Below are 23,609 nucleotides of genomic sequence, written 5' to 3'. Positions count from 1 at the left end.
ATGACCAACCCGAACGACCATCCGCCCCTCTACAAACTTGTCGTTCAGACCCATGCGGGCGTGTTCAAGCACGAGTTGGTGCTGGACGGCATCTTGGGGCTGCAACCGGGCCAACAGGCCCTCAACCTCACCGATGGCCCATCCCTCGAAGTCCGGCCCAATGGCGATTGCCGACAGGCCACCTTTGGGGGCGTGGGCGACCAACTGAACATTGGCTATGAGGACGTAGTGGACATCTTCTGGAGTGAGGACGGCGGCCTGACCTGGCGCTCCCGCTGGGCCGGGTACGCCGACACGGTGGCGCCCCGCCGAGATCCGGAACCGCACGGTTACGTGCTTAACGGCCTGCGGCAACGGTTAGACCGGGTGGAGGCCCGCTTGCCCATCGCACAGGCCGCGCCCAATCAACAGTTCGCGCAGTTGATGAACGACCTGATCGACTCCGGGCAGGTGGGGGAGGCGCTGCGGCGTCCGCCCCTGCCCGCATTGGGCACGGGTAGCCAGCGTGCCCGCATCCTGCCGCGCTATGAGTCGGTCATGGAGATTGCCGAGAAATGGCTGACGGGTGACCTCGAAGACGGCTCGCCGGGGCTGGGCGACTACGGCGTGAATGCCCAGCGCCTGCCGATCTGGGGGCCTGCTGAGGGACTGCACGTATTTGATGAGCAGGACGGCGTATTGATGAACGGCAAGGCGGGATCCAGCGCGAAACTTCGCACCCATGTTCGCGCCACCTGGACGAAGCCGGGACGCGGGCCGTATGCCGTGTTCGGTGAAAGCCTGTTGGCCGATCAGGAGGGGGTGCAGACCACGGCACTCATTCAGGTGGCTGATCCAGCGGTGTACGGTTACTCCAGCCGCCGCGAACCTTTGAAGCCACTCGCGTCCTACTTCACCCGCGCTCCCTGCACCTCCGTGGCTGCCCGCTGGACACCGGGCAGCGGCTACACCTCCACAGGCCGGGCCATTGCCACCAGCTCGGCCAGCGTCGTTCTTCGGGGGGTTACCGTCTGGGCACCTGCGCTGGTAGACGGCGGCGTCGACATCCTGAATGACGCCAGCATCACCACGGCTGTTTCGGTGCAAACGCCGGAGCCAACTTCAGGCGCACTGCCTGCCCAGGGCGGCACTTTCGAGATTGAGGCCACCTACGCGCCCAGTCCAGTGCCCTGGGGGGTGGCGGCTCACGCGGTGGGCGGCATCATCACGGGTTTCATTTTCGATCAGGTGCTCGACGTGCGTTGCCCACCCCCGGACGACGGCGGACTGCTGCTGTTTCCGGACGAGGTGCGTCAGTGGATCACCGAGCACTGGGACGCTTCCTTGACCAGCCGAGTGGCCGTGCGGATCGCCCGCACGGGTACGGGGCCGGTGCATTTGACCACGCTGGGGGCGCTGTTTCTCAACGAACCGGCGGTCAAGAAAGCAGTGCAGCGCCTCGCTCACTTGCCTGTTCAAGATCCGGAGAACATCCGAGTACCGGGCTGGAACGTGGAGCCGCGCGCTTGGGTGACCTGCATCTACCGGAACTCAGACGGCACCGAGCAGGGCCGTACCGAAGCGCGGCGGGCCGACCTCTACCGCTACACCATCGACGAAGGGGGCCAGCAATGGACGGAAGTGCAGGTCGCTCAGGCCGATGAAGCCGATGAACTGGCTTTTGCCGCCGTGCTGGAACGGCAGGCCAACCGCGCCGCCGTGCAGGCCAGCATGAACAGCAACTAGGAGAAGATATGCAGATCATCATCGGCACCCGCGATGGCCGCCCCTGGTTGGTGCCGTACCCAGCAGGGCACAAGGACGGTACGTTGGAATTCAACCGCACCCTGGCCCAGACGCGCGGCAGTGGCCGGGCATTCCAGACGGGGGCAGGCACGAGTAAAGCCCTGACGATGGAGATCGAGATTCCTCTCTCGAAACCCATCAATCCGGTGCAGGCCCCGTGGGATACGGGTGGACTGAATTCTGCCCTCATCACCCGCCGCAAAGAGTTTTGGGAAGGCGTGCTGGAGCGGGCCGAGCGCTGGTACTGCGGCGCACGTTTCCGGCAGGTGCTGGGGGTGGCGTCGTTCGACCGTTCGGAGTTCGCCGTGCTGCGGGCCACACTGAACCTGCGCGATCCGCTCTGGTACCTGAGTCCCGACGACCGCCGCCCCCGCCGCTATCCCTTCGAGAATGACCTCGGCCTCTACCCCCTGGGCATGTTGCGGGTAGTGGGCGAGGGCGACAGCTACTACGACGTGGAATACCTGGGCGGCATCGTGGGTACGTCTGTGGTGACGACCCTGCCCTACACCGGCCTCACCTTCTATCCCTTGGAGCTGACCTATGACGAATCCATCTAGACCCCGGGTACTGACTGAGCGGGATGCTGGCACCATGGACACCCTGATTCAACGGGGTGAAACGGCCATTACGGGCGCAGAGCAAAAAAGCGTCCAATTGACTGGCGTCATTGCCAGCGTACCGCAGCAAGTGCTGAATGCGGCCGCCCCAGCCCTCGCCAACCTCTATATGCAGACTCAGGGGGTGCAGGCCGCCATTACGGCCGCCCAGCTCGCTGCCACCACCCTGCCCAAGTTCAGAAGCACGTCCACCGTGAACCCGGTCGCGCCAACTCAGGCTGAACTGGACGCCAACCCCAACGGAATCGGGGGCCTGAAACTCACGGCAGACGGCGGCACCCAGCAGCTCGTGTGGACACCGCACACGCTGGCAGGGGCGTGGACGGCCATCGGAGCGCCCAGCGCGACAGCGGCCCAGGTACAAGCGGCTGAGTTCAACGCCGCAGCCAGCGTCCTCAGCGTGCAGGGCACTCAGCTCACCCGCGAGGTAGCCGCCACCTACACGCCGCCCGCCACGACCACCACCCTGCTGATTGAGGGGGCGCCTTACACGGTGGAAAACGGTGTGGTGCCGCCCCACGCGGGCAGAGGCGGGCTCTTCCTCCCCCTGGCGGGCGGCAAACATGCCAAGCGCATCACCGATGGCCGGGTGTTCGACCTGCGGGCCTGGAAGTTCGCCAACGGCGCAGATATTGGCCCCACCTTGAATTACCTGCTCAGAGATGTGGCCCTTAAAAAGCCGTGCCTGATCTTGATTCCCCCCGGTGCGTTTGTGCTGAGCGAAGCCGTCGCCCAGTACATCGGTCAAGAAGTGCAGGGTGTGGGTGCAGGCATTACGTACTTGACGGGGCAAGGGCCTGAGGAGTGCGTGTGGTACGTCAACCGCCATGCAAACGCGGCCAGTTTTGGCGGGGCACTCTTGGGCGTGACCCTGACCAACGGCAAACCCCCCGCAGGCGTAGGCCAGCCCGTCAATCTGAACGGATTGAAAGGCATCCGAATCAAAGGGCACGGCTTCCGGGTCGAAGGCTGCGAAATTGCCAACTTTACGCAGGGTCTGCGCTTCAACGACGGTGCTTACGCCGAGGTGAACGGCGTGGGCAACGATGAGCAGTCGTATTACAACGTGGTTCGCAATACCACGTTCGCCAGCTGTTACGCGGCTGTGCAGCTCCGGGGCGCGGCCAATCGCAACGACATTGGTGGCGTGTGGACGAACAACGATTACTGCATTGACTGTTCGCAGCCTGGCAACGTGTCCGAACACAACTGGATTCGCGGGAACATGGAAGGCAACAAAAATATTCTGTTGCCGGATTCAGGTACGGTCTATACCCAGAACTGGGACGTGGCGGTGGAGTGTTCCACTGCCAACACCCATGTCTGCGAGTTCCGCGATCCGGGCCGACAACTGTTTTTGCGCTTGGACATTGTGCCTGCGCCGAGACTCAATCCGCTCTGGGATGACCCGGTACCGGCCAATCGGCGCGGCGTGCGGTTCGTGCGGCATGTGGAAGGCGGGCGCTGGTCAACCCGCCTGTTTACCAACGGCAGCAGCGGTGGCTTGGGAATTGGCGCAGTCATCGATGAGGCGTTAGAGCTTCGGGCAACGTGGGATGAGCCGCTGAATCTAGGAGAGCGCGGCTTCATGTGGAGCAATGTGGCGACGGGCTTGTTATACGGCAAATCAGGGACTGCGCCCCCAAATAACGATACTGATGGACAACCGCTCGTGGCATCGGCTGAGGTCGTTTTCGCGTATGACCCTCCAATCATCCCTCCGGGTGGACTGGCACAGCATGAGTTCCCGATTCCGGGAGCTATTGTGGGTGATTTTCTGGAGGTCGCCAAACCGTATTACACGAAAGGTGTGATCGTAGACCCTGATCTGAGCAGCAACGGCAACGGCGTGTTGACCCTGTTCAATCCGAGTGGGGTTGAAGTCAGCCTGCCCGCAGGCAACTGGGCGGTCAAAGCCACCCGTAGACGAGGCTGAGCCGCCCCCTTCACACCGCCCACGCGTTCGGCTGCTGGGCGGTTTTTCTTGGCCTGAAGGAGGCCTATGAAACGATTGCTGTTCTTTCTGGCGCTGCTCTTGAGCGCCTGCTCTGTGACCGTGCCACCCCGCGACAACGCGCAGTGGACGACGACCGTGCTGGATACCCAGATCACTTGGCGTTGGGTCAGTCCGGGTGGACTGGGCGGCAACCTCGGCGGCTACGCCATCAGTGCACCGGGCGGCAAATCCTGCGTGGTGGACATCGACCCGTCCCTCTCCCGTGACCAGATTCCGATGGTGGCTGCGCATGAGGCGGGGCACTGCCTGGCGGGGCGCTACCTGATCCTCGGGTTTTCCCGCCCGGATCTCGGCCCGTATTTCGACAACCCGTTCGAGGGGTTCGCGCAGACCTACGCGCTGGCTTACCTTGCGGCGTGTGGGCAGTCCCTCAAGGCGTTGGGGTGGATCGATCTCCGTCCGTCTCGCTGCGAGGCCCCGCCCGATCCGCGCTCGATTCACCCCCCAGAGGTGCCCTAGTGGCCGTGACCGTCATCACGCCGGCTGAAGCGCAGGCCCTCAGCACCTTGCAGATGCCGCCTGAACCGGGCACACCATTGCCCTCCTTCAGCCTGAAAGGAGACAAAGGCGAGCCTGGGCCGCATCCCCTGCTCCTCACCGGCAAAACAGGCGGCACAGTTGGGAACATCTGCATCCCCTCTCCGGGCAATCCCAGCGTGCTGATCGACGCTGCCAACACGATGAAGGCCGAGCTGGAGGGTGGCGCACCCTTGTACTACCGCTACTCCGCGACCGAGGTGTACGTCCCCGGCGGCATCGCTCCAGGAGATTTTGCGGCTGCAGACGTGGGGAAGCTGGTGGCGCTCGGTGACACCGGGGGCACCTCAAACCTGATCTTCTATCCACGCGGAGCGCGGCCTGCCTCCCTCGCGCCGAATGAAACCCGCGCCTTTGTGCCGTGCGGCGTGGTGGAGTCCCAGACTCAGTTGCGGTTTGTGGAGGCCCGGAGCCTTCCGCTCCCCGTCCCCGTGGCTCCGACCATCTCGGCCCGCATCACGTTCTCCGCTCAAGGCGCTGACCTCCAGTGGCCCGCTGCTTACGAAACAGGCGTACAGGGCTACCACATCGAGCGCAACCACGAACTTGGTGTGCCTGAGTGGGGCTGGACGCGCCTGACTGCTGTGCCGCAGACGGGGCTGACCTTCCGCAACCTGTGGGCCTGGGAGGGCGAAGCGATTTCCTACCGCGTGCTGGCCGTCCTGGCCAACGGCACCGAGGTGGCGCACGTGACCCTGTCCGGCACCCAATCGGCATTCTCGGCCAATCCTCGTACGACTCAACTGGTGATCGACGATAGCAACACGGTGGCGGGTGCTGAGACGGTCTTTGAGGGCTACGTCTTCGACACCGGCGAGCGGGTGGACTGCATCCGGGTCAACACAAAAAACAAGGTCAGAATCCGGAAGAACAAGGGGCGCACCAGTGGCAACTTCTGTAGCACCAACGGCAACGCGAACGTCGTGCTCGAAGACAACTACGCCTACGGCAAAGTTCCAACCACCAAGAATTACGCTGTGGGACAGTTTTTTGTCGGTGACTACGGTTCCACGCACTCCGAGCGCCGAAACCTCGTGCGGGCGATGGGCGGCACGTCGCTGGGACAGTGGCGCGGGAAGAAAGCCGCTGAGGGCGGGGCGGTCACGACCGGATACGGGAACATCTACTGGGACCTGGCGCGTAAGCGCAGCAACGGGGTGGGCGGAGATTTGTCGAACGACACGATTGTTAGCAAGCACAAGGAGAGCTCCACGCGAGGGCAGAGCAACCCGAACGATACGGACGGGTACACCATGCCCATCGGCCATGATTTCGCCCAGCTCCTCAATCTAAACGGCAACAACAACGCGGACGAAAACCTGCCGGGGCAGTTTTTTGGCGGGCTGGACTGGGCGGGCATCTTCGTGTACTCGACGCACATGAAAAGCCTGATGGAAGACCAGTTCAACTTCTACCTGATCGGTGGTGAAAGCCTCGACGTGCGCGTCAAGCTGCGCGGGTACTTTACGTTCGGGAACCCTGGCAACGGCATCAGCAACACGGGCCAGCGGTGGCAGCCGGGGATGCCGTTCAACATGGGCGGCCAGCGGCAGCCGACGGGCAGTTACATTCCCGGCGCGCCCAAGCCAGCGGGCGACTACAGTTTCCCGTACCAGAGCATGACGGGCGGGTTGCCTGCCGATGAAAAGCACCTGACGCGGTACGCGAACACGGGCGCGTTTACGCTCATCGAGGACTTCTGGTTGGTCGGCCCCGGCACGCAGCTGGGTGCGCAGCACGGGAACAATCACCAGTTGAACCGGGGCAAGGTGATTTTTACGGGCAAGCTGCGGGACGGGACGCCGCTCACGGGCGACCCGCGCATCGGCGTGTACATGAGTGGGGACGCGGGCTTCACGGTCGAGGGCAAAGCCGTGTCGCACAGCCTGGGCATCAGCAACGTTCATACCATCAAGCCCACGAACCTGAACACGCAGCCGCAGGGCTTCGGGGAAGAGTGGACGACGAAGGCGTTGACGTTCGGAAACACGTGCGAGAACCGCCTCGCGACGGCGGCAGAGGAGCGGGCGGCGCACCACCAGTTCCTGCTGTGGTGCCACAACGCAGGCATTCAAATGGGGCCGAACTACGGCACGCCGGAGGTGGTGTACGACTGACCGGAGACGAGCTCGGCAACCGTAGCCCCCCAGATCAGTCCGGCCAGTGCGTTCTCTGTAGCCTGATTCCCGTACCTCTTCACCCGCCCACGCTTCCGGCTGCTGGGCGGTTTTCCATGCCGATTGGAGGCCCATGCACATCCTGACCCTTGCCCTTGTCCTCGCGGCCCCCGCGTGTGGCATCAGCCTGATCCCGCAAGCCACGCGCGGCGTCACGTACACCCCTCTGCTGCAGGTTGCTCGGACGTGCTCCCCGGCCACCGTCTTCCGGGTACGCAAGTCCAGTACGCTCAACACCCGGGCCGCAGGCGCACGCTACCAGCCCATCAAGCCCCAAATCGGCGCGTGGGTCGTCACCAAGACCAGCAGCACCATCCCTGTCAAGGAACTCTCGACGCTGTTCACGTGGCGCTGGGAAGTCTTCGATCCCAAGGTGTGGGACTTGCAGACCGGCCAATTCGGCGCGTGGCTCCCCATCCGCGTGGGACAGCCATGACCGGGGGCGGCGATACCCAAACCGCCCTCTTGGTGGAAGTCCGGGCGGGGCTCGACGGCATGAAAACCTCGGTGCAAAAACTCGAACGAACCGTTCAGGGCGACGTGGACGCGGGCACCCCCTCCCTGCGGCAGGCCATCCGCAGCGTGGCCGATGAGCTGAACACGGAAACCGAAAGCTTGGCCGACCGGATCGACAAACTTGAAAGCGCCAATAACACCCAACAGGCTTACCTGCGCGGCATCACCACGGTCGTCAAGTGGCTGGGGGGCGGCACGTTGGCAGGCTTACTCGCCGTCATCGGGCTGCTTTCAGGCGTGTTTGGAGGAGGCAAATGACCGGTTTAGAAGTTCGCAGTGTCCAGCGCTGGGCACGGGGCGTGGTGTGGGGCGTGATGGCGTGCTTGCTGATTCTCGGCAGCCTGCTCGTCATTCAGACCTACCGCCAAGTGTTCCGCCCACCGCCGTTTACCTTCACCGAGGAGGTGTACCTGCCGACCCGCGGCGACATCTGTCCCGGCGACGTCGTGGAGTTCCGGCCCCAGCTGATCGTCGACCGGGTGCCTACCCTGCTGGTGGTGGTGCGCACGCTCTGGAACGTCTCCGAACAGCGCACGCTGGTGCCAGAAGTGGCCCCCAAGTTTTTCGTCTGGACGGAAGAAGAACGCGGTCAAGGGGTCACCCGGACAATTCGCTACCAATTGCCCAAGACCTTGCCCGTAGGCCTGTATGAGGTGCGCGGCGCGGCCACCGCCTTCAACTCGGACGCCTCGGCCTACCGCGTGCCCTTCGTCATTGCGGCCAGTTGCTTTCAGAAGGGAGACGCATGACCGCATTTTGGCCCACGCTCGATACGCCGACCACCCGCTACACCGTGCAGACCGGCTGCGCTTTCCTGGACGCAGCCTATTACCGGGCAGAGGGCTCCGTTCACCCTGCAATCGACCTCAATGCCGTCACTGGCGGTAATACCGATCTGGGTGACCCGGTACACGGCGTGGATTCAGGCGTGGTGGTGGCCGTGATGTGGGACGGGTACATCGGCGGCATTGTTGAAATCAAACACGAGGACGGCAGCATTTCCGGCTACTGGCACCTGCGGGACATTCACGTCACGCTGGGCCAACGTGTCAGCGGCGGCGACCTGATCGGGCAGATTGGCAAAGGCGCAAAGCTCAACATGGCCGCGCACCTGCATTTCTACGTCAAGAAAGCGGGCGTGGTGCTGGCCCCGAGCCACTGGCCGAGCGCGCACATCAAGAACCGTCAGGCCTGCGAGGCGTTTGTCCGCGAGCACTACCATCCGCCCGAGCATTGGCTGTACGCCCGTGGCGCCAAGCGCACGCTGGCCTCGCTGCAGGCCCTGCGAGGGGCACCAACGACCCGCGTGCTGGTCAACGACGTAGAAATTACCGGGCAACTGGTGCAGCGTCCCGAACACGACATGAGCATCGACGCCCGCACCGAGACCGTGCGCGTGTACCTGAACAGCCGGGAGCCGACGCTGGTCGTTCCCGCCCTGCCCCCCGGCGTCATTCACTGACGCGAGGAGACTGCCATGACCAATATTCCTTTGATTTTGCAGTCCGACGGCACCTATGCGGGCACCCTGCCAAACGGTGACACCATCCGCCTCACTCTCAGCCTGGCGCTCGCCGTGACGGCCGCGGTGGTGGCCACGCCTGCCCCTCCACCGGTGGTAACGCCGCTGCCGCCTGTGGTAGCTCCTGAACCGCCCGTCGTCGTGGTTCCTCAGCCACCAGTGGTCACGCCGCCTGCACCCCCGCCGCCTGTGCTGGTGCCGACGCCGCCCAGCATTCCCCCGGTGCGGCTGCGGCCCACCATGCCAGAACTGCCCAAAGGCAAAGTCTGGGAGAGCGCCATCACGGTCAAGCCGGGAGACAAGCTGGAAGGGCGCTATTTCTGGAATGAAGGCGAGGGGCCGTGCTTCACGTTGCCTGCCAACACGGTTCTGCCGTCCTTCGACAACGTGGTGGCCGTCTCACGCGGGCCAATGTTCTCTGGATGGCGGTCGCGGCTCAGAGGCAAAGACAGCAGCTACCGGATGCTGCCCCCCATCAGAGCAGGCCAGCCGCCCGCGAGGTTCTTCGACCTTCAGGAGTTCATGGACATCGACTGGCACCATAACGATGTGTTTGGCATCGGTCAGGGCCTGTTCCTGACGGGGTACAGCGAGGGCAACCCTCTGGCCCGTCAGTTTGCCGGGAACCCCAGCAAGGGCGACCGCTTCCGGCTCTACCGCAACCACCTCCACAACCCTGACGGCCGCATGAGTGACGGCAAAGGGGGATACATTCGCAGCCTGTGGGTCTCCACCCACGAAAACAATGACCGGCGCAAGGCCATCGGCGGCGTGATTGGACGCGAGGTGTCCAACTACCTCCGGCTGGGGAAGGTGCTGAACGTCCCTGGCATCGTGGAATGGAATCTCTGCACGGCTGACCTCGGCTACACGGTCGAAGACGGACTGGCCTTTCAGGAAAGTTCGGGCCTCTCCAGTGATCCGCTGGTGGTGCAAGACAATTTCGTGGTCAACACGGGCGGCCCGGACTTGGAGTACGTGCCTGGAGTGAGCAAGAGTTACAACGGCTCCAACAAGGTGATCAGCAATCCCACCAGTCCGCAAGACCCCAGGGAAACCGAGTACAGCGGCACGAGTGGGTTGATTGAAGGCGTGGACAACATTCACGCCCGCAACCCGCACGACATTGTGCTCCGGCGCAATTGGGGGATCGGTTTCAGGGCCATCTGGTCGCAGCAGGGCGGCCACCACTGCGAATGGGACGGCAACCGCAGCTACCTCACCGACCGCCACATTGAGGGTGTGCCGTGGGCAGGCGGCCCGAGCGCTTACTTCCAGATGACCAATTACGAACGGCGGGCGAGGCTGGCCACCGACAACGGCCAGGCGATCTTCGACGCCATCCTGTTCAACCGGAACGTGGAATTTAACGCCACTGCCGAAGGCCCGCTGGCCCTGCCTGCCGACCTGAAGACCTACGGCGGCAGCGGCAAAGACAACCTAAAACGTCTGATGGTCAAGGACGGCGGCAGGGCGGCGCTGGCAGAGTGGTGGGCCTTAGCGCACGCCAACAGTCAGTCGGTCGGCAGACGCTTCTAACCCCAATCTTTCGCCTTCTTCCGGCCTTAGACCTCCATGTCTGGGGCCGCGCCCCTGGAGTGTGCTTATGAATCCGATCGTCGCTCTGTTGTTCCTGTTCGTGGTGTCGCTGCTGCCCACGGCTTTCGCGCAATCCCTTGGGCTGCCTGCGGGCATTCCTGCCGAATACACCGCCATCGTGACCGTCATCATCACGGCGCTGACGGGCTGGCTGGTCACGCCCCTGACCGCAGTGGCGAAGAAATTAGGGCGCACCGAAGGCCCCACAACCGTGCTCATCAGTGCAGTGCTGAGCATCGTCATTGCCCTCGGTCTGACCATCATTCAAGCGGCCCTGTCCAGTGGGACTGATCCGCTCTGGCCCGCCGTGATTTCGGCGCTCGTGGGGTGGGTCAAAGCCAACGGCGACTACCTGATGCGCGTGCAGGCCAACACCAAGGCCAATGTGCTGGCAACGGAGTCGGCGCGCGAGCAAAGCGGTGAGACGAAGACTTCAGAGGGTGTTCAGCAGGAGCCGCTACGCCCTTCCGGAGTGGAGGCGATCTCCACGCCTTCGCCTTACTTGAATGGCGTGCCTGAAGGCGCACGTTTGCTGGGCGGCAATCTGGGCGGCGCGGCCCTGGGCGTCATGACGGGGCTGATTTCCTCGCCGCTGCTGGAGGTGGCAATTGGTCTGCTGACGAGTGCCTTCCCCAGCGGCGTACCGAAAGGCTTAGCGGAACGCTTTCTCACCGAAGCCGTTCGCCTCGCGCCGGAGCTGCTGGACGGCGACGGGTACGTTTCCAACGCCGGTCGCCAGCGCCTGAACGGAGTGCTACTGGATATCAAAGCAGGCCGACTTTAATCCACTCGCCCTCGCCTCTTCGCTGACCTTTCCCAGGAGACCTCCAATGAAAAAAGTCTTGTTCCACTCGCTGCTGCTTTGCACGCTCGCCCTCGCTTCCTGCGCCCCGGTGGCTCAACTCCTCCAGCCTGCCGAGCGCAGCACCCTGACCCGCGACGGCTCCAGCCTGGTGCTGACCAATCCCGGCCCGGACGCCCTGACCGGCGACCCGACCAAGCCCACGGACGGCCCCGCCCTGACCATCGACACGTCGGACACGCTGCGCCTCGACGCGGTGGCGCAGGCCTGGTGCACCTCCGAGAAAATCTCGGTTGGCCTGCGCTGGTCATGCAACGTGCCAAACCTGCTGCCGGGCACCCAAATCCGCGTGCGGTTTGAGGACGGCACCGTGATTGACGCAACGGTGCTGGCTTACCGCCCCAGCAGCGGTGTGCGCCCCGTCTCCATCTGGCTGAAGTAAGGAGGCTCCGTGGCCTACAAAGTCAAGCTCGAAAAGGGGCGGCGGGGCGACGGCTTTGAACGGGCCGTCGCCCTCACTTACGCAGGCCCCGTGGTCGGTGGCCAACCCACCCGCATTCCCATGCCGCCCGCCGCCGTCGCGCAGGTGCAGGCCGCATACACCGTCATGCGGGCGCAGTTCAAAGTGGACGCCACCGACGAGGCCGCGCTGATCGAGTTGACCAGCGCGGCGGGCGACCTGCGCATCGAAGCCGCCTACCCGCTCCCGGACGGCACCACTGGCCCGGCCCTCGTGTTCCGTTTTACCCCGCTACACACGGCTAAAGTGATCGACACCTGCGTCTGGGATTTGGAATTCAGCAGTCCCGGTCAGTCGCCGCAGACCTGGGCGCAGGGGACGTGGAGCATTGAGCAGGACGTGACGCGGTGAGCTTGTTGGAGCGAATGCAGCCGGGGGTGAGCTGGACGCCGGGAGTGCTGGCGAAGATGCTGCCCGGCACCGCGCCGGATCCGGTGGCCTCTGCGATTGCAGGCATCCCAGTGGAACAGGGGGTGGCCTTCGTGCCGGTACCGGGCCGAGACGGCCAGAACGTGGATGACCTTTCCCTTGACCTCGAACTGATCTATCAAGTTGCCAAACTTTAAGGAGTGCCATGACCCTTGCCGCCAAATTGACCGCCCTTGCCACTGCCGTAGGCGTAGACATCAAAGCCCTCATCACCACACGGGGCAATCTCGCCGCCCTGACCACCACTGAAAAGACCACCCTGGTCGGCGCCATCAACGAAATCAAGGCTGCTGTTGCCAGTGCCTCCGGCATCAATGACGCGGCCTCGTCCTCGACCAGTAGCTACAGCTCCAGTAAGGTCATTGACCTGTTGACCACGCTGGAGAACAAACTGACCGGTGGGGCCAGTTCCGCGCTGGATACGCTCGGCGAGATCGAAGCGCGACTGGGCACTGACCAGACCGCGCTGGGCAACCTACTCACCGCTGTGGGCAACCGGGTGCGGTTCGATGACGTGCAGAGCCTCACTGCGCCGCAACAAGCGCAGGCACGGGCCAACATCGGGGCGGCCAGCGCTGCGGATACAGGGGACGCGGCGGGCGCTGATCCAGTCGCGGCCTACACTGCCGCCAAAGCCTGATGGGCCTTGCGGAGAAGGTCACGGCACTGGCCACCGCCATCGGTGCAGATGTCAAAACGATCCTGACCAAACTCAGCCTGTTTCCCACACCCACAGGCACGCCCACAGCCAGTACGTTTCTCCGGGGGGATGGAGCGTGGGTGGCCCCAGCGGGCAGCGGCTCTGGGGACATGCTCAGAAGCGCCTATGACAGCAACAATTCCGGCGTGGTGGACAACGCCGAGGCGCTGGGCGGGGTCAGTCCATCGGGATACGCCCGCCGCGATCAGGAAGAAACATTTGCGGGGCGCGTTATCGCCCCGATTGTGCGGATAGACGGAGGCAGCGAGGCGCTGCAACTCAGGGGCGGGGCCGCCGATCACGTCTATATGGGCTTTTATCCCGACACGGAGCAGCCCGGCATCCGTGCTGGGTTTCTGGGTTACGGGGACGCGGGCAGCGCCGTGATGTACGTTGCCAATCAACAGGGGCCGCTCGTCTTGCTGTCTGTGGGTGACGTGACGGTGAACGGGCTTGCGCTCTGGCACGCGGGGAACTTTCAGCCGGGCGTGCCCACACAGTCTGGATCCGTGACAGCCACCGTGCCCAATTCCCGGCTGGAACACCGGCAGACCCTCGCCGCACCGGGTCTGACGCCTGCCAGCCGGGTGGTGTTGAGCCTCGCGCCAGTGCCCGACTCCGCCGAAAACGATCCTGAACTGCTGGACGTGCTGAGCCTGAGTGGACAACCCGGCACCGACACCCTGACCGTGACTCTTGCGTTCGCGTCCCGCACGTCGGGGCCGATCCTCCTCAATTACTTGGCGGTCTGATATGGCAAAACTTTCCTTAGACAGTACGGGGCTGACCCAGCATCCGCGTGAAAACCTCTCTGTGGCGGGAATGCTGGCCGCTCTGAACGCTGTGCTCGATTGCCGCTCGGACGGCTGCGCGACCGTCTCGCTCGACGTGCGCGGCACGTTTAGCCTCACGCTCCAGGTGCAGGGCACCGTGGACGGCGTGACCTGGGTGCCCTTGCCCATGCGCTCGCTGACCTCTGCCGCCTCCAACAGTGCCGTGCTCAGCATCACGGGCAGCACGGCGGGTCTCTGGACAGGCAGTTGCGCGGGCTACACCCAGCTGCGGGTGACCTGCACGACCTACACCTCTGGATCGGCAGTCGTGACGTTGGCGGCCTCGCTGGGCTATATGGACGACTATTCGCGCAACGGCAGCGTGACGCCGCTGCTGGGCACGGCAGTGGGCGCGGCGGGCGCGGCGTTGACGCTGACATTGGCTGCTCCAGGAACGGGCCTGCGCCACTACCTGACGTACCTGGCCATCAACCGGTTTGCGGCGGCGGCCCTGACCGCAGCGGCGGTGCCGGTCACGGTGACCACCACCAACCTGCCCGGCCCCCTGGCCTTCAGCTTCGGAGCAGAGGCGGCGGCGCAGGGTACGCTGGATCGCTGGCGCGAGGACTTTGCCGCGCCGCTGGTGTCCAGTGCCCAGAACACGGCGACGACCATCGTGTGCCCGGTGACCACGGGCGTGATCTGGCGCGTGACCGCCGGGTACTACGTCGCGCCGTAAGGCAAATTCAGCGGATGCGCCTGTGTCGATCCTCATTGGGCCAAATCCAGTGTCCTTAACGGCAGAGCGTCCCCGATACTCTTCGCTCTTTTTTTCAGGGGGGACAGCTTGAGTAGCAGCTTTCAGGCTGCCCCTTGTCCGAGGTGCGTGTGCAACCAGACCCGTCACACCGTACTCTGCTAGGCAGCGAGGTGCTTCCTATGCAATTTGAGTCGGTCACAATGTTGGATTTTCCGCCATTCAAAGATTTTTCACTCAACCTGCCTGAAGGGCTCACTGTCATTGCTGGGACAAATGGTGTTGGGAAATCTAGACTCCTAGCCTTTTTATCTCAGCAAAGACCAACTTCGCGACACAATATAAACTGGCCAGGTGTGAGCCTAAGGGGGAATTTGGCTGACGGTAAAGTGATCAACTTTGACGTGAATAGAGCCCTCTCTGCGACAGTAATTTCTTCGTTACGGCCTTACGACCATCGATACCAAGCTGAGACTGCTGTCGTTGATCAGACAAACTTTTCAAATGTAGGTCGCGTTTTTAAAAATTGGTTTGTGCATATGGATCATTTTGAGATGAGAGGTTGGATTGAAGATCCCAACAGCGCTAGCAATTTCAATTTATGTAAGCAGATTTTCTCCCTTCTTGATCCAACCTATCGATTTCTAGAGGTCAATCGAAATTTTGAAGTGCTGCTCGAAACTCCTGCAGGACCGCTCCCTTACGATCGGACGTCAAGTGGCTTTCAAAGCGCTTATCTCTTGCTTTTTGGTATCGTTTTCGGAATCGACTTTTATTCACAGGGTCAGCAATCTGCAGAGGAATTTGAGGGATGTATTCTCATTGACGAAATTGACGTGCATTTACATCCAGCTTGGCAAAACAGAATCTTGGGTTTGATTCAAGAAATTGTGCCGCGTGCACAGATTATTGCGACTACGCACAGTCCACACATTATTCAGGGACTGAGTGAACATCAGTTGGTGGTGTTGGAAACCAACACTAAGGGTGTCCCACACATCAAAGAAATTTCGCCAAGACCGAGTGCATACGGCTTCCAGGGTTGGAGTATTGAGGAAATACTGCGGGACGTCATGGGAATTGAAGATACCCTCTCGCAAGAGCGCCAACGCATAGAACAGGCTTTTAATGACGCTCTTGACAGCGACGACCTTGCTGCTGCTCAGGCACCGTATGAGCAGCTCATGACCATGTTGCATCCAACCAATCCCCTCCGGCGGGTCTATGACATGCAGTACAGGGCTATGGGTGGAGTCAGCGTGTGATTCGACTGCAACGAGGCGGCCCGCCCGAATCACTTGACACACCCGAAAAAGAACAGACCCTAGGACGGCATTTCGAGCAATACCGTTCCACCCGTCCATGGCGGGCTGCTGACATCTTGGCCGCACTGTTCCTGGAAGCGCATGAGAAATGCGTTTACTGTGAGTCGTTGCTGGGATCCATTGACAATATGCAAGTCGATCATTTCATTCCCAAAAACGAGGAGCCTTTATTGGCGGCGACTTGGAACAATCTCAACTGCTCATGCGCTGATTGCAACCGTCTCAAAGTGGTAGGGCCTGCATACGTCAATCCCTATGAGGATGAGCCTGCACAGCATTTCTTTTACTCGGGTGCCCGTTTGCATGCCATTACTGAGGAGGGTCGGGCCACTTTGAAACGACTGCGCCTCGGCTCCCGACTGTCCGGCAAGCATGATGTGGTCTGGGAAGGAATCGTCAGACTGGTGGAGACACTGCATCACAAACTGGATAGAGTGGTGGGCGGCGAACTAGATGAGGTTGTGAAAGCGGATATCTGGTCAGACGCTGTGGCCATCGTGGAAAGTGGGACACCTGAGAAGGAATTTAGTGCGGTTATGGCCTCGCAACTGCTTCAGTACTCTGAATGGGAGAGGGCTGAACAGGTGTTGCGGCACCTTGAGGTTTGGGATGATGAGCTTGAGCGGCTGGACGTCCTGATGCGGTTGCAAGCCTTGCCGATTCGGAGGCCGGCTTAAGTCAGGCGACGGAGTTCAGGTAATTCCCTTGCCCGGTCTCATCTAGCGAAAAGCCCCCGCCCCAGCTTCGGCTGGCAGGCGGGGGCGCTTTTTCTGTGTTGTCTTGACTCGTGTCAAGAAGGGGGTTAGGCGAGGGCTCTCGTGGCTAGGCTTTGCACAGTAATGACTCGAAGAATTCTATGTGACTTACCACGGCTCAACCGCTAACGCGGTGTGAGCGCGGCTTCTCAGTGGACGCTTGACCTGTTGGCCTACGTTCTCCACTGATGGCAATGCCCTTGCCAGGATGTTGCGTGCCGCGTTCACATCAGCGTTATCGGTATGCCCACAAGCCATACAGACAAAGCGTGACTGACTGACCCGGTTGCCCTTACAGGTGTGACCGCATTGGTGGCACGCCTGACTGGTATATCTGGGGTCTACGGCGATGACTTTCCGAGCGGCACATTCTGCCTTCTGGGAAAGGAGAGAAAAGAACTGTGACCATCCCACGTCATGAATGCTGCGGGCAAGATTGCCGCGCCCCATCCCTTCAACGTTCAAGCCTTCATGGGCAATCAAATCATTTTCTCTGACGAGTTTGACTGCTGTTCTGTGATGAAAGTCGAGTCGCTGACGGCTGACCTTCCGATGCAATTTGGCGACGTGCTGGACAGCTTTTCTTCTGCGGTTGCTGCGCTTGTTTTTCTTGCGACTGACTGAACGCTGAGCCACACGCAGTTTCTTCATTGCAGTTTGAAAGTAGCGGGGGTTTTGCGTGAATTCTCCATCGGACGTGATGCAAAACCATGTAGTTCCAACGTCTACACCCACTGAGCTTCCCGTTTCGGGAAGCGGTGTTGCTTCCACTTCACACACGTAGCTGACGTACCATTCCCCGCATTCTCTACGGATGGTAGCAATCTTGATAGTGCCCTCTATCGGACGATGCAACCGGACTCGGATATTTCCGATTTTGGAGAAGAAAGCCGTTTTGTCTGAGAGGCTGAACCCGGATTGTGGGTAGCAAATCGAATCGAATCTATCCCGCCCTTGAAAACGGGGATAACCGGGCTTTTCGCCTGACTTGATGCGCCGGAAGAATGCCTTAAATGCTTTGTCTAACCGCTTGAGTACGTCTTGGAGGACTTGTGAGTGAATGCCTTTGTATTCTGGGAGTGCCTCCTTAATTTCGCTGAGATGCTTCATTTGGTCATAGCCCGTGATCGTTTTGCCCGCTTTCTTATAGGCATCCCGGCGTTCCTGCAAAGCGCAGTTGTAGAGGTTCCGGCACAGTCTGAGTTGTTCCAGCAACGCGGTTTCCTGCGTTTTAGTGGGGTACAGACGGTAGCGGAATGCTTTCAGCATGGTTAGGCCCGTACCGTTTCAAAGATGTCTGAAAGCTCAACAGGCCGCCCTACAAGCTGCTCTAGGCCCACCATGAGCTTTCCTAACGTCTCAAAGTGAACGCCGTCCATTTGTCCACCTGTGATGGCTCCTTTTGCATCAGCCGGGGCAGGGCCATCTGATTTTTTCAGGTTGCATCCTCGACAGCTTGGAACAAGATTCTCCTTGTCTCCACCTCCCTTAGAAACGGGAATAATGTGATCGAATTCGATTGCTGTCCAAGCAAGAGCCTCACCACACCACCAACACCGATGTCCATTTGCTTGCCAGCGTTCAACCGCAACTTTGCGATTCCCGCTCTGCCGTTTCTGGTCACGCTTCAAAATGGATTTGAACTGGCAGGCAGGGCAGCGAATAGTTTTATGGCAGCGTTTTGGAGTTGTCACACCACAGTCCGCACACGCCACATCCCCTCTTTCACGCTTGCCCTGTCTCACTTGCTGACCTCCTTTGCCTTAACCGTCAGGTCTAGATTGAAGTGATCCAGAATTTTCACCCAAACAGGGGGGATTTTCCCTTGTTTCTGCAACGCACGGCTCAGTTCCTGCGGTTCCATTCCCATTTGACGGGCGACCTCCGCTTGGCTCTGGCCAGTCTTGGCAATTTCGGTGCGGATGGCAGCACGGATAGAGTCATTCACCCCTATAGGGTACAGGGGCATCTGCTGTTTTGGTTGATGTCTCATGTATGGAGTATAGGCTAAAAGTGTTGACATGTCAACACTTTTAGCCTATACTTACATCACCAAAAAGCCCCACCGAACTTTGCACGGCGAGGTAGGAGCTTATTGGAATCCCCGATAGGAAGTGGATTAATGCAAGATTACACCACCCAGCCCGCCACTGTTCCCGCTCTTTCCCGCACTTGGGAAACCAAGACTCTAGACCGCATGGATGGTGCTGTGGTTCAGGTGCGTTATCAGATCGTCAGCATCAGCAACCGCACAGGTGAGTACACCGCTGAAATTGACGGGCAGCCTGCCACGGTCTTCCAAGCTGACCGCATCTTGCGCGGGGCTGATACCCGCACGATGGTCAGTGAAGTTATCCCCATGCCCGTCAGCATGACCCGCTTGGGAGTCTGGGCATGATCGGGGGGCGCAAGTTGCCCCCTATTGAAGGGGATACGAACCGCTGGTACATGCCCGGACGCCAACAGGACTTTCACGGGCGCTACTCCCTTTCGGAAGCGGAATTCTTAGGAATGCAGAGCCTTGTCCCGATGATCGTTCAGATCAGAGATGGACGCTTTGAAGTGACCTGTGTGAATTCCAGTGATGAACGGGATTTGAGCATGATGTTGGCTGCCGTCCGGCAAACCCTCTACCGGGATGCCAACCGCAAATGAAGCAATTTCGTACCAGTTCACATAGCGCCTTCCGGCTGTTCTACCACTTGGTACTTATCACCAAGTACCGTCGCAAGTGCATGAACAATGCCGTACTAGACGATTTGGAGGTCATCACACGAAATATCTGCGAGAAGTGGGGGTGCGCGTTGGTGGAATTCAATGGAGAAGCTGACCATGTTCACATCCTGTTTGAGGCGCATCCGCACATGGAGATGAGCAAGTTTGTAGGCAACTTGAAGACCGTGACGAGCCGTTTGATTCGGAAGGCCCACGCCCGATACCTGAGCCGTTGGTACTGGAAGCCTGTGTTTTGGTCAGGCTCTTATGCGGTGGTGACGGCGGGCGGCGCACCTTTGGAGATCATCAAGCGCTATATCGAAAGCCAACAGCGGCCTCTGCAATAGCTTAAGAACCGCCCCCCTTCGGGGGGCCTGGGCTATCCATCCCCAACCAAACCGCAAAGGGCGCGGTTCTGGTTGGGGCCTTCCGCCCAGACCCATTAGGTAAATCGCTTGGCTAGTTCCGTTCATGGCTAAATAATAGCAGAGTATTGAGCGTAATACTAGACTGTAGACTAGCATTAAGATACACTGGCCCTTATGAATTGGGAGACTCTACAGCAGACTTTGCGCCAGCTCGTGCGCGAAAAACGTGGTGCTCAGGCGGAAATTGCACGTCGGCGCGGCATCTCTACCGCAAGCGTAGCCGCCTATATCGCTGGTGGGAATGCCATTCCGGCAGAGCACCTAGACACCATCTTGGAAATCCTTGGTTTGGAGTTCGAGTTGGGCGGCCTGGCGCGGCGTGGGCCGTTGGCTCCAGAAAATTTGACGCACACCGACGCTGCGGTAGCGAACATGGCCTCAGTGGGTGAATTTGGCGTTAGCGGTGTGCGGGCCATGCGGCCGCAGGACTTTGCAGTGTTGGTGTTGGGGGATGGGCCAAGTGCCCATCTCCCAGACGAAGTATCTGCTTACCTGTACCGCGCCCGCGCCTGCATGGCCTACGCCGGGTTCTATTTCCCCTTTTTGTCAGTTGGGGCTGGACAATTGGGTCTGGCTGCTGAGGCTGGTCTTCGAACCTTTGCAGAGCAAGCAGGCATTCCTGTTCGTCAGAGCAACGGCAGAAGTATCGGCATGAGCTCTCTGATTGATCGATTATCGAATCAAGGTCATTTAACGGCGCAGCAAACCCTCCAATGGAGAGCGATTCTGGATAATCGGAACGAATTGTTCCATCCCAAAAACGCTCCTGTGTTTTCTTTGGGACTGGTGATGCCCTATCTCACAGGCATCACTGAAGCGTTGGTCGCTTTGTTCCCCGCACCTTTTGAGGACTTGCCCTCCTGATGTAGAGCGGGCAGGTCGCCATACCTGTCCAGCAATAATGCCTGCAATCCGCTTGCTGTCCACTGGCTTCTGACCTGAGCGGCCACCTCTGCCCAGCCAATGCCCTCTGCCACCGCCCGCCACACCTCACGGGCCAGTGCTGAAGAGGCGCACGCTGGGCAGTGCAAGACGTTGCCTGCCACCACCCAGTCTTTTGCCCTTAGTTGTTGAGCGAAGAGTGTACGAAGCTGATCGTTTGGGCAAGGCCCCAACACCCACTCACTGCGGACAGTGATGGCACACCCGTCACAGGCAGCGCCGATCTGAATGGAGTGAGGCATACTCCAACGGTAGGCCAAGGCCTATCAGGGTGTCAAAGTCGAGCCTAGGGCGCTGACAGAACTACTCCAGTTCCTTCAGTCGCTCCGCCAGCAGAGGCGGCATTTTTTTGAGCCAGCTATCCAGCGCCCGCTGCTCGGCGTCCGTCAACCCGCGCAGGAGCCGCACGCTGCCCAGTTGCCGGGCCACACTGACCACCCGCGTCTCGTCGAAGCGCTGTCGGGGCGCCGGAGGCATCAGCTTCAGCCCCAGCGCCCGCAGGTCTTCCCGTGATGCGCCAGCGATGGCCGCTTCGAGCAATTGCGCCCGAATCTCCACGGGTGCCCCCGCAATCACCCCCGCCAGCGAGTAGGGCAGCCCATTCCGCATCGCGTCCTGCAAGTCTTCGGGCCACCCCGCGATGCGAAGCTTGTTCTTGACAAACGACAGCCAGCTCTCGCGCCCCAGCAGGGCAAACACGTCCTCGAACACGGCAGCGTCGGGCGTCTCCTGCCCCTTGGCCCGCATCAGGCGGTGGCGGGCGTCTTCGGGCGTGGTCTGGAGCCGCAGCGCGATCAGGCGCAGGGTGCCGTCCACCTCATCGATGGCGGTCAGGTCTTCGCGTTGCAGGTTCTCGACCAGGGCAGCGGTCAGAGCCGCGTCGTCGTCCAGTTCCCGGATCAGCACTGGCACGTCCGTCAGGCCCGCGAGCTGAGCCGCCTGCCAGCGCCGCTCTCCGGCCACGATCTCGTATCCCTCACCCACAGGGCGCACCAGTAAGGGTTGCAAGATGCCCTGCGTGCGGATCGAAGCGACCAGCTGTTCCAAACTCGAATCCTCGACCCTCCGTCGCGGCTGGAATGGGCTGGGCGTCAGGGCATTCACGGGCAGGGTGGACACGATCCGGGCAGGCTGGGCGAGCGCGGCACTGGCCCCCAGCAGACTGGCGGTGTCCTCGCGGGGCTTGGGGCGCTTGGCGCGGGTCATGCGGGCACCGTGAAGGGCAGGCCAGCGGCGGCGGCAATCTCGCGCGTGAGGCGCTGCACGTCCTGATGGACAGGCGACCCCGGTGCGTAGACCCCAATCGGTTCCCCAGCCGTCGTGGAGTCGAGCCACTTGGCTTCCCGCTGCGGCACGGGCGTGGCGAGGGGGGACAGATGGTCACGCAACTGGGCCAGCAATTCCTGGTCGTGCAGTCGGCGGGCGTCATAGAACGTGGGTACGTATAGGGCAACCGTGAGATCAGGCCGCAGGCGATGATAGGTGCTCATGGCTTTCTGCAAGCCCGGCATGGCATCCACGCCCTTCTGCCGCGTCGGTACCGGCACGATCAGATGATCGGCGGCGAGGGCGGCCATGACGGCCAGTTGACCCAGACTCGGCGGGGAGTCGATCAGGCAGACGTCGTAGCGATCTGCCACTTTTGCCAAGGCCTGCCGCAGGAACAGCACCGCGCCCACCTGGCCGAGCATCTGCGACTCGGCCAGCGCCAGATCCACGTGCGAGGGAATTAGATCCAGCCCATGCACCCGCACCGGATCAGGCAGGTCTGCGCCTTCCACCGCCACCGGGTAGGCCGTGCCCTGAACCTGTACGCCGTTCACCCCCAACCAGCCCGTCAGGTTGGCTTGGGGATCGAGGTCGATCAGGAGCACCCGCGCCCCGGCAGCGGCGAGTTCGGCCCCCACGTCGCGGGTCAGCGAAGTCTTGCCGACCCCGCCCGCGTGATTGAAGAAGGTCAAGGTTTTGAAAGGCATCTGGCGCGAGCATACCGCGCTAGGGTAGTTCGCATGACGGAAACCGAGATGCACGCCTTGGGGCAAAAGGTGATGGCTCAGCTGTGGCAGGCAGAGGCCTTCGCCATGCACGTGAGCAGCCACACCAGCCCAGACCCCGAAGCACTGGTGTTCATGGCCCGCCAACGTGACGGCACTGGACGCTCTGCACGGGCAGGCACCGTGTACGTCTCCAGAGAAGCCCTAGAGGATGACGGTGAGGCCGCCGCCCTGGAAGGCCTGGACTACCTGCTGACCCGCGTGCGGATGGAGACTTTGCCAGTATGCCCGATGACGCGCAAAGCCCCCGTTCTCGCGGTGCGCGATTCCGAGGGCATGCGGGTGATGCGGGAGGGCGACAGCCTGCCATTTTGAGGATGTAGATGTAGTGCCCTAGCGCTTGTAGAGGATCGTCGGCCCGGAGTCGATGTACTGCAGGCCCTGGTTGTCCACGAGGCAGATGAATGGCTGATCGGCCCGCCCGCCCCAGGTGCCCACGAAGTCGTAGGCGGTCACCGGCTCACCACTTCGCGGCTTGATCACGCTGCGGGCCGTCAGGGCGAGATTGGAGGTGTTCTTCTCTGCCAACTTTGCTCGGCACAAGCTTTCTCCGTTGGCTTGTGCTTTCGGAGCGCAGGAGATGAGGAGGGCCACGATCAGAAACGGGGCTTTCATTCTTCCCAGATTAGTTCAACA

30 protein-coding genes are annotated in these 23,609 nt (G+C 61.3%); 24 read left to right on the top strand and 6 right to left on the bottom strand.

Annotation, left to right across the window (positions count from 1 at the left end):
- The 19 genes from M1R55_RS29850 to M1R55_RS29760 all read left to right on the top strand — a co-directional run bounded on the left by M1R55_RS29850 (position 1) and on the right by M1R55_RS29760 (position 16,756).
- Positions 1 to 1,725, top strand: a complete 1,725-nt coding sequence (locus M1R55_RS29850; RefSeq protein ID WP_249396622.1) for a hypothetical protein — start codon at positions 1 to 3, stop codon at positions 1,723 to 1,725.
- Positions 1,726 to 1,733: 8 nt separating this feature from the next.
- A complete protein-coding gene (locus M1R55_RS29845; RefSeq protein ID WP_249396621.1) occupies positions 1,734 to 2,345 on the top strand; it encodes a hypothetical protein in 612 nt (203 codons plus the stop codon).
- A complete protein-coding gene (locus tag M1R55_RS29840) occupies positions 2,329 to 4,341 on the top strand; it encodes a hypothetical protein (protein ID WP_249396620.1) in 2,013 nt (670 codons plus the stop codon). The genes M1R55_RS29845 and M1R55_RS29840 overlap by 17 nt, the downstream gene beginning before the upstream one ends.
- A 66-nt stretch (positions 4,342 to 4,407) precedes the next feature.
- Positions 4,408 to 4,881 carry a hypothetical protein gene (locus tag M1R55_RS29835; RefSeq protein WP_249396619.1) on the top strand — a complete coding sequence of 158 codons (474 nt, stop codon included), beginning with the start codon at positions 4,408 to 4,410 and terminating at the stop codon, positions 4,879 to 4,881.
- A gap of 5 nt (positions 4,882 to 4,886) precedes the next feature.
- A complete protein-coding gene (locus M1R55_RS29830; protein ID WP_249396618.1) occupies positions 4,887 to 7,076 on the top strand; it encodes a hypothetical protein in 2,190 nt (729 codons plus the stop codon).
- Positions 7,077 to 7,209: 133 nt separating this feature from the next.
- Complete coding sequence (locus tag M1R55_RS29825) at positions 7,210 to 7,572, top strand: hypothetical protein (protein WP_249396617.1); 363 nt, start codon at positions 7,210 to 7,212, stop codon at positions 7,570 to 7,572.
- Positions 7,542 to 7,910 (top strand): hypothetical protein, encoded by a 369-nt coding sequence (locus M1R55_RS29820; RefSeq protein WP_249396616.1) that lies wholly within the window; start codon positions 7,542 to 7,544, stop codon positions 7,908 to 7,910. The genes M1R55_RS29825 and M1R55_RS29820 overlap by 31 nt, the downstream gene beginning before the upstream one ends.
- Positions 7,907 to 8,401, top strand: coding sequence for a hypothetical protein (locus M1R55_RS29815; protein WP_249396615.1), 495 nt, complete (start codon positions 7,907 to 7,909; stop codon positions 8,399 to 8,401). Before M1R55_RS29820 ends, M1R55_RS29815 begins: the two co-directional genes overlap by 4 nt.
- Positions 8,398 to 9,114 (top strand): M23 family metallopeptidase, encoded by a 717-nt coding sequence (locus tag M1R55_RS29810; RefSeq protein WP_249396614.1) that lies wholly within the window; start codon positions 8,398 to 8,400, stop codon positions 9,112 to 9,114. The genes M1R55_RS29815 and M1R55_RS29810 overlap by 4 nt, the downstream gene beginning before the upstream one ends.
- A 15-nt stretch (positions 9,115 to 9,129) precedes the next feature.
- On the top strand, positions 9,130 to 10,713 hold the full coding sequence (locus M1R55_RS29805; protein WP_249396613.1) for a hypothetical protein: 1,584 nt from the start codon (positions 9,130 to 9,132) through the stop codon (positions 10,711 to 10,713).
- Between the two features lie 67 nt (positions 10,714 to 10,780).
- Positions 10,781 to 11,557, top strand: coding sequence for a hypothetical protein (locus M1R55_RS29800; protein ID WP_249396612.1), 777 nt, complete (start codon positions 10,781 to 10,783; stop codon positions 11,555 to 11,557).
- Positions 11,558 to 11,603: 46 nt separating this feature from the next.
- Positions 11,604 to 12,017 carry a hypothetical protein gene (locus M1R55_RS29795; RefSeq protein ID WP_249396611.1) on the top strand — a complete coding sequence of 138 codons (414 nt, stop codon included), beginning with the start codon at positions 11,604 to 11,606 and terminating at the stop codon, positions 12,015 to 12,017.
- A 9-nt stretch (positions 12,018 to 12,026) separates the two neighbouring features.
- Positions 12,027 to 12,446 (top strand): hypothetical protein, encoded by a 420-nt coding sequence (locus tag M1R55_RS29790; protein WP_249396610.1) that lies wholly within the window; start codon positions 12,027 to 12,029, stop codon positions 12,444 to 12,446.
- A 14-nt stretch (positions 12,447 to 12,460) separates the two neighbouring features.
- On the top strand, positions 12,461 to 12,661 hold the full coding sequence (locus M1R55_RS29785; protein ID WP_249396609.1) for a hypothetical protein: 201 nt from the start codon (positions 12,461 to 12,463) through the stop codon (positions 12,659 to 12,661).
- Between the two features lie 8 nt (positions 12,662 to 12,669).
- A complete protein-coding gene (locus M1R55_RS29780; RefSeq protein WP_249396608.1) occupies positions 12,670 to 13,164 on the top strand; it encodes a hypothetical protein in 495 nt (164 codons plus the stop codon).
- Positions 13,164 to 13,976, top strand: a complete 813-nt coding sequence (locus tag M1R55_RS29775) for a hypothetical protein (protein WP_249396607.1) — start codon at positions 13,164 to 13,166, stop codon at positions 13,974 to 13,976. Before M1R55_RS29780 ends, M1R55_RS29775 begins: the two co-directional genes overlap by 1 nt.
- A gap of 1 nt (position 13,977) precedes the next feature.
- A complete protein-coding gene (locus M1R55_RS29770; protein WP_249396606.1) occupies positions 13,978 to 14,736 on the top strand; it encodes a hypothetical protein in 759 nt (252 codons plus the stop codon).
- A 200-nt stretch (positions 14,737 to 14,936) separates the two neighbouring features.
- Positions 14,937 to 16,019, top strand: coding sequence for an AAA family ATPase (locus M1R55_RS29765; protein ID WP_249396605.1), 1,083 nt, complete (start codon positions 14,937 to 14,939; stop codon positions 16,017 to 16,019).
- On the top strand, positions 16,016 to 16,756 hold the full coding sequence (locus M1R55_RS29760; RefSeq protein ID WP_249396604.1) for an HNH endonuclease signature motif containing protein: 741 nt from the start codon (positions 16,016 to 16,018) through the stop codon (positions 16,754 to 16,756). The genes M1R55_RS29765 and M1R55_RS29760 overlap by 4 nt, the downstream gene beginning before the upstream one ends.
- A gap of 186 nt (positions 16,757 to 16,942) precedes the next feature.
- On the opposite strand, the gene M1R55_RS29755 is transcribed toward M1R55_RS29760, so the two are convergent.
- The 3 genes from M1R55_RS29755 to M1R55_RS29745 are packed head-to-tail and all read right to left on the bottom strand — an operon-like array spanning position 16,943 to position 18,782.
- The gene (locus tag M1R55_RS29755) at positions 16,943 to 18,103 is read right to left on the bottom strand and encodes a transposase (protein ID WP_249396603.1); all 1,161 of its coding nucleotides are present in this window, start codon (positions 18,101 to 18,103) and stop codon (positions 16,943 to 16,945) included.
- 2 nt (positions 18,104 to 18,105) lie between these two features.
- On the bottom strand, positions 18,106 to 18,579 hold the full coding sequence (locus M1R55_RS29750) for an HNH endonuclease (RefSeq protein WP_249396602.1): 474 nt from the start codon (positions 18,577 to 18,579) through the stop codon (positions 18,106 to 18,108).
- Positions 18,576 to 18,782, bottom strand: a complete 207-nt coding sequence (locus M1R55_RS29745) for a hypothetical protein (RefSeq protein ID WP_249396601.1) — start codon at positions 18,780 to 18,782, stop codon at positions 18,576 to 18,578. Before M1R55_RS29745 ends, M1R55_RS29750 begins: the two co-directional genes overlap by 4 nt.
- Before the next feature lie 174 nt (positions 18,783 to 18,956).
- Here M1R55_RS29745 and M1R55_RS29740 point away from each other — a divergent pair, with 174 nt between their 5' ends.
- The 4 genes from M1R55_RS29740 to M1R55_RS29725 all read left to right on the top strand — a co-directional run bounded on the left by M1R55_RS29740 (position 18,957) and on the right by M1R55_RS29725 (position 20,841).
- Positions 18,957 to 19,232, top strand: a complete 276-nt coding sequence (locus tag M1R55_RS29740; RefSeq protein ID WP_249396600.1) for a hypothetical protein — start codon at positions 18,957 to 18,959, stop codon at positions 19,230 to 19,232.
- A complete protein-coding gene (locus M1R55_RS29735; RefSeq protein ID WP_249396599.1) occupies positions 19,229 to 19,489 on the top strand; it encodes a hypothetical protein in 261 nt (86 codons plus the stop codon). Before M1R55_RS29740 ends, M1R55_RS29735 begins: the two co-directional genes overlap by 4 nt.
- On the top strand, positions 19,486 to 19,896 hold the full coding sequence (gene tnpA, locus M1R55_RS29730; RefSeq protein ID WP_249396598.1) for an IS200/IS605 family transposase: 411 nt from the start codon (positions 19,486 to 19,488) through the stop codon (positions 19,894 to 19,896). Before M1R55_RS29735 ends, tnpA begins: the two co-directional genes overlap by 4 nt.
- A 195-nt stretch (positions 19,897 to 20,091) precedes the next feature.
- Entirely contained in the window at positions 20,092 to 20,841 is a 750-nt protein-coding gene (locus M1R55_RS29725) for a helix-turn-helix transcriptional regulator (RefSeq protein WP_249396597.1), read from the top strand.
- 381 nt (positions 20,842 to 21,222) lie between these two features.
- Here the strand turns inward: M1R55_RS29725 and M1R55_RS31950 are convergent, their stop codons facing one another.
- Entirely contained in the window at positions 21,223 to 22,125 is a 903-nt protein-coding gene (locus tag M1R55_RS31950; RefSeq protein WP_256566080.1) for a ParB/RepB/Spo0J family partition protein, read from the bottom strand.
- Positions 22,122 to 22,895 carry a ParA family protein gene (locus M1R55_RS29715; protein ID WP_249396596.1) on the bottom strand — a complete coding sequence of 258 codons (774 nt, stop codon included), beginning with the start codon at positions 22,893 to 22,895 and terminating at the stop codon, positions 22,122 to 22,124. Before M1R55_RS29715 ends, M1R55_RS31950 begins: the two co-directional genes overlap by 4 nt.
- 33 nt (positions 22,896 to 22,928) lie before the next feature.
- On the opposite strand from M1R55_RS29715, the gene M1R55_RS29710 reads away from it, so the two are divergent.
- Positions 22,929 to 23,288, top strand: coding sequence for a hypothetical protein (locus M1R55_RS29710; RefSeq protein WP_249396595.1), 360 nt, complete (start codon positions 22,929 to 22,931; stop codon positions 23,286 to 23,288).
- 18 nt (positions 23,289 to 23,306) lie between these two features.
- On the opposite strand, the gene M1R55_RS29705 is transcribed toward M1R55_RS29710, so the two are convergent.
- Positions 23,307 to 23,588: a hypothetical protein gene (locus M1R55_RS29705; protein WP_249396594.1), complete on the bottom strand. Its 282-nt coding sequence runs from the start codon at positions 23,586 to 23,588 to the stop codon at positions 23,307 to 23,309.
- Positions 23,589 to 23,609: the final 21 nt, after the last annotated feature.

It is taken from the genome of Deinococcus sp. QL22 (assembly GCF_023370075.1).
Lineage (GTDB): Bacteria > Deinococcota > Deinococci > Deinococcales > Deinococcaceae > Deinococcus.
Note: the sequence above shows the minus strand (reverse complement) of the source record. Positions and strands in the feature narration are given on the sequence as shown.

What these genes read in the sequence shown, in the direction of transcription:
- M1R55_RS29850 (WP_249396622.1), top strand. Translation starts at nt 1, where the DNA reads ATGACCAACCCGAACGACCATCCGCCCCTCTACAAACTTGTCGTTCAG.
- M1R55_RS29845 (WP_249396621.1), top strand. Translation starts at nt 1,734, where the DNA reads ATGCAGATCATCATCGGCACCCGCGATGGCCGCCCCTGGTTGGTGCCG.
- M1R55_RS29840 (WP_249396620.1), top strand. Translation starts at nt 2,329, where the DNA reads ATGACGAATCCATCTAGACCCCGGGTACTGACTGAGCGGGATGCTGGC.
- M1R55_RS29835 (WP_249396619.1), top strand. Translation starts at nt 4,408, where the DNA reads ATGAAACGATTGCTGTTCTTTCTGGCGCTGCTCTTGAGCGCCTGCTCT.
- M1R55_RS29825 (WP_249396617.1), top strand. Translation starts at nt 7,210, where the DNA reads ATGCACATCCTGACCCTTGCCCTTGTCCTCGCGGCCCCCGCGTGTGGC.
- M1R55_RS29815 (WP_249396615.1), top strand. Translation starts at nt 7,907, where the DNA reads ATGACCGGTTTAGAAGTTCGCAGTGTCCAGCGCTGGGCACGGGGCGTG.
- M1R55_RS29810 (WP_249396614.1), top strand. Translation starts at nt 8,398, where the DNA reads ATGACCGCATTTTGGCCCACGCTCGATACGCCGACCACCCGCTACACC.
- M1R55_RS29805 (WP_249396613.1), top strand. Translation starts at nt 9,130, where the DNA reads ATGACCAATATTCCTTTGATTTTGCAGTCCGACGGCACCTATGCGGGC.
- M1R55_RS29800 (WP_249396612.1), top strand. Translation starts at nt 10,781, where the DNA reads ATGAATCCGATCGTCGCTCTGTTGTTCCTGTTCGTGGTGTCGCTGCTG.
- M1R55_RS29795 (WP_249396611.1), top strand. Translation starts at nt 11,604, where the DNA reads ATGAAAAAAGTCTTGTTCCACTCGCTGCTGCTTTGCACGCTCGCCCTC.
- M1R55_RS29785 (WP_249396609.1), top strand. Translation starts at nt 12,461, where the DNA reads ATGCAGCCGGGGGTGAGCTGGACGCCGGGAGTGCTGGCGAAGATGCTG.
- M1R55_RS29780 (WP_249396608.1), top strand. Translation starts at nt 12,670, where the DNA reads ATGACCCTTGCCGCCAAATTGACCGCCCTTGCCACTGCCGTAGGCGTA.
- M1R55_RS29775 (WP_249396607.1), top strand. Translation starts at nt 13,164, where the DNA reads ATGGGCCTTGCGGAGAAGGTCACGGCACTGGCCACCGCCATCGGTGCA.
- M1R55_RS29770 (WP_249396606.1), top strand. Translation starts at nt 13,978, where the DNA reads ATGGCAAAACTTTCCTTAGACAGTACGGGGCTGACCCAGCATCCGCGT.
- M1R55_RS29765 (WP_249396605.1), top strand. Translation starts at nt 14,937, where the DNA reads ATGCAATTTGAGTCGGTCACAATGTTGGATTTTCCGCCATTCAAAGAT.
- M1R55_RS29755 (WP_249396603.1), bottom strand. Translation starts at nt 18,103, where the DNA reads ATGCTGAAAGCATTCCGCTACCGTCTGTACCCCACTAAAACGCAGGAA.
- M1R55_RS29740 (WP_249396600.1), top strand. Translation starts at nt 18,957, where the DNA reads ATGCAAGATTACACCACCCAGCCCGCCACTGTTCCCGCTCTTTCCCGC.
- M1R55_RS29735 (WP_249396599.1), top strand. Translation starts at nt 19,229, where the DNA reads ATGATCGGGGGGCGCAAGTTGCCCCCTATTGAAGGGGATACGAACCGC.
- tnpA (WP_249396598.1), top strand. Translation starts at nt 19,486, where the DNA reads ATGAAGCAATTTCGTACCAGTTCACATAGCGCCTTCCGGCTGTTCTAC.
- M1R55_RS29725 (WP_249396597.1), top strand. Translation starts at nt 20,092, where the DNA reads ATGAATTGGGAGACTCTACAGCAGACTTTGCGCCAGCTCGTGCGCGAA.
- M1R55_RS31950 (WP_256566080.1), bottom strand. Translation starts at nt 22,125, where the DNA reads ATGACCCGCGCCAAGCGCCCCAAGCCCCGCGAGGACACCGCCAGTCTG.
- M1R55_RS29715 (WP_249396596.1), bottom strand. Translation starts at nt 22,895, where the DNA reads ATGCCTTTCAAAACCTTGACCTTCTTCAATCACGCGGGCGGGGTCGGC.
- M1R55_RS29710 (WP_249396595.1), top strand. Translation starts at nt 22,929, where the DNA reads ATGACGGAAACCGAGATGCACGCCTTGGGGCAAAAGGTGATGGCTCAG.
- M1R55_RS29705 (WP_249396594.1), bottom strand. Translation starts at nt 23,588, where the DNA reads ATGAAAGCCCCGTTTCTGATCGTGGCCCTCCTCATCTCCTGCGCTCCG.